This window comes from Okeania sp. SIO3I5 (assembly GCF_010672085.1).
Classification (GTDB): domain Bacteria; phylum Cyanobacteriota; class Cyanobacteriia; order Cyanobacteriales; family Microcoleaceae; genus Trichodesmium.
In genome coordinates, this window is sequence record NZ_JAAHHT010000460.1 from 1 (window position 1) to 2,952 (window position 2,952).

Annotated in this window: 2 protein-coding genes; one reads left to right on the forward strand and one right to left on the reverse strand. The window is 35.1% G+C overall.

Annotation, left to right across the window (positions count from 1 at the left end; translation table 11 throughout):
• Nucleotides 1-240: 240 nt before the first annotated feature.
• The gene (locus tag F6K40_RS39595) at nt 241-1,296 is read right to left on the reverse strand and encodes a dipeptide epimerase (protein WP_293145619.1); all 1,056 of its coding nucleotides are present in this window, start codon (nt 1,294-1,296) and stop codon (nt 241-243) included.
• Between the two features lie 502 nt (nt 1,297-1,798).
• Between F6K40_RS39595 and F6K40_RS39600 the strand changes: the two genes are divergently transcribed.
• Nucleotides 1,799-2,662, forward strand: a complete 864-nt coding sequence (locus tag F6K40_RS39600) for a DUF6816 family protein (RefSeq protein WP_293145622.1) — start codon at nt 1,799-1,801, stop codon at nt 2,660-2,662.
• Nucleotides 2,663-2,952: the final 290 nt, after the last annotated feature.

The following is a 2,952-nucleotide window of genomic DNA, read 5'->3' on the forward strand; positions in this document are numbered from 1 at the left end:
ACACTCTTGTATTCAACTGGATTTGATATTACTCCTTACTCCTTACTCCTTACTCCTTACTCATTACTCATTACTCATTACTCATTACTCCTCAGTAATACGATAACTAATTACCCGGATTCTATATTACTCCTAACTCCTACCTCCTACCTCCTAACTCCTTACTTCTTACTTCTTACTCCTTACTCATTACTCATTACTCATTACTCCTCAGTAATACGATAACTAATTACCCGGATTCTATATGACTTCTAAGTGCCGAACTCCCAACCCAGGCAAATCATTTGGCGACAACCGCCCTTTCTCCATCACTGCACCTATAAAGGGATCGTCAATTAAATTTAGATGACTGTCCAAATCTAAATAATCTGCTAGTGGAGCAAGTTGTGCTGCTGCTGTATTTGCCAAGCAACTGTCAGAATAACAACCGAACATTACCTGCAAACCGCAAGCTTTTGCTACAGAAACCATCCGCATCCCTTCGGTTAACCCCCCTGACTTCATCAACTTAATATTGATACCATGTACTCTGTCTGCCAACTGAGGAATATCCTTGGCAGTAAAACAACTTTCATCCACAAAAATAGGTAATGGCGATCGCTCATACAGATCAGGTAAGTCTGTCATTGCCGAAACAGCAGCTAATGGTTGTTCCACATAAACAACTCCAACTTCTGCCAACCAGTCACACATTTTTACAGCATCCTTCAGACTCCAACCCCCATTAGCATCTACATATAACAAGGCATCTGGAGGTGCTTCCTCTTTCACTGCCATCAACATTGCCTGATCTGCTTCAATACCTTCGGGACTACCTAATTTGACTTTCAACACTCGTGCATCAATAAAATTTAACCAATTTCGCACCCTCTGTTTAGCAGCATCAGGGGTACTGATACCAATAGTAACTGAGATTGGAACAATGCGATCGCGTTCTAATCCCCAAAGTCGCCATAAAGGCAACCCTACTTTTTTACCCACCCAGTCATGCAAGGCCATATCAATAGCTGCTCTAGCTGCTGATGGTATTTGCAATTCTGTTAAGACTTGCTCAATTTGCTGTCGCTCAAGTGGATTAAACTTTTCTAGAGCAGGGGTAAGTTGTTGTAAAGCTTGCTGTAAAATTGTGGTAGGTTGTGGTTTTTCTCCTATTGAAATTGGTGAAGCTTCTCCCCAACCTTCAATATTTTCTTGTTGTATTTTTACTAAAATATTGGTACTCTTAGAAGTAGTTCCGCGACTAATAGTTAAGGGAAATCTTTTATGGACTGTAAATGTTTGAATTTGAATTTGCATAATATTAAGTACCTGAGCGTAATTAAAATTAATTGTGAATTGGAGGAGTCAGGAGTCAGGAGTCAGGAGTCATAATATTTGAGGATAAGGACGTTGCATACAAAGTCCCTACTGTTTAATTATTAGACATCTCCAGAAAATAAACTTGCCTTTTATTTAGCATAAGCTATAGTTGTAAAATTTCCTGATAAAATCATTTTATGTACATTTTTACTGAAAATATATTCCCTGTTCCCTACTTTTACAAAAAGTCTATATATTTTTCACGCCTATGTATATTTAATTATACTATTTATATCAAATCCGGTAGCATCTGTATAAAAAAGCAGAGAAACCGGGTTTATTAAATACCCCACTATACTAACATCTATCTCCTATAAACCTATAACATTTCCATTGCAAGCGGATTTTATCTTACTCTTTCTTACTTCTTCCTTCTTATGTAAGGACGTTGCATACAATGTCCTTACCATTTGTCACAAACATTTATCAATTTAGTATTATGAAAAGTTATCAAAATTTTTGGCAAGTAATCTTGAATTTGAGCTTAATTACAATTGTTTTACTTTGGAGTAATGATGCAATAGCAGAAACCCTTGCTGACAGAATTGCTAATTTTCCTAACTGGGAAAATAAACCATCAATTAGTGCTGCTAAGGCAGATTTAATTTATCCAGATTGGATGGCGGGAAATTGGAATCTGAAAAGCACTTTGGTAGATATGGTTGCTCCATTAGCTCCAGAAATTGTCACGCCAGGTTTTGAAAATAATCGTCAATATTTGGATCAACCAGTAAATTTTCAAGTTAGATTTAAGCTTAATAAATCTAACTTGAATACCAAAGAAATATCGGAACAAAAATTAATAAATTTTCCTACATCTTGGTCTTCTTTGATTAATAATAGCAAAATTGAAAAATTAGATTTACCTCCAGAAGCAGTTATCGCAGATCGAGAATTTAATGGGTTGAATATTGGTAAAGCATTGTTAGGTGATGATGCAATTTTATCTGTCAAAATTGACGAAGATAATCCTAATCGTCAGACAACTATTTTGGCAGATAATCTAGAGTTGGTTTCAGTTATTACCAGTCGTGGTAGCGAACAATTAAACCCAGATAATTTTATTAGTTGTGAAATAACTCAGCAGCTATTTCAGGGCGAGACAATGATTTACTTAAATGAGGTAGAAACAACTACAAATTATTATCATATTTTTGATCAAGAGCGAGGAGAAATAATTGAAGCAAATCAAATAACTGCTATTTATTTATCTCCTCAAGATCCAGATTATTTTTTAGCAGTTAATCGCCCAGTAGCATTGTATCGTTATCAGTTAGAATTATCTTTAAAAAGTAGGGAGTAGGGGATTCATTAATGGATAATGGATAATTACCAAAAAATTAGGTCTAATACCATTTCTCATCCATGAATGCTATATTTGATTGGGTGCTTAAACAATTAATAATTATTAATTATTAATTATTAATTACCTCTCCTTGAAAAGAAGAGGATTGACTAATCATGAAAATTTTTTCTTGTTTCTCCTTTCTCCTTAAAAGGAGAGACTTTAAACCTTGATAATTCGGTAAATGTGTTAAGTTTCGGAGGTGATAGGAGAGGTTAAAAGCAGGAAAAACTAATACTAACTGACTA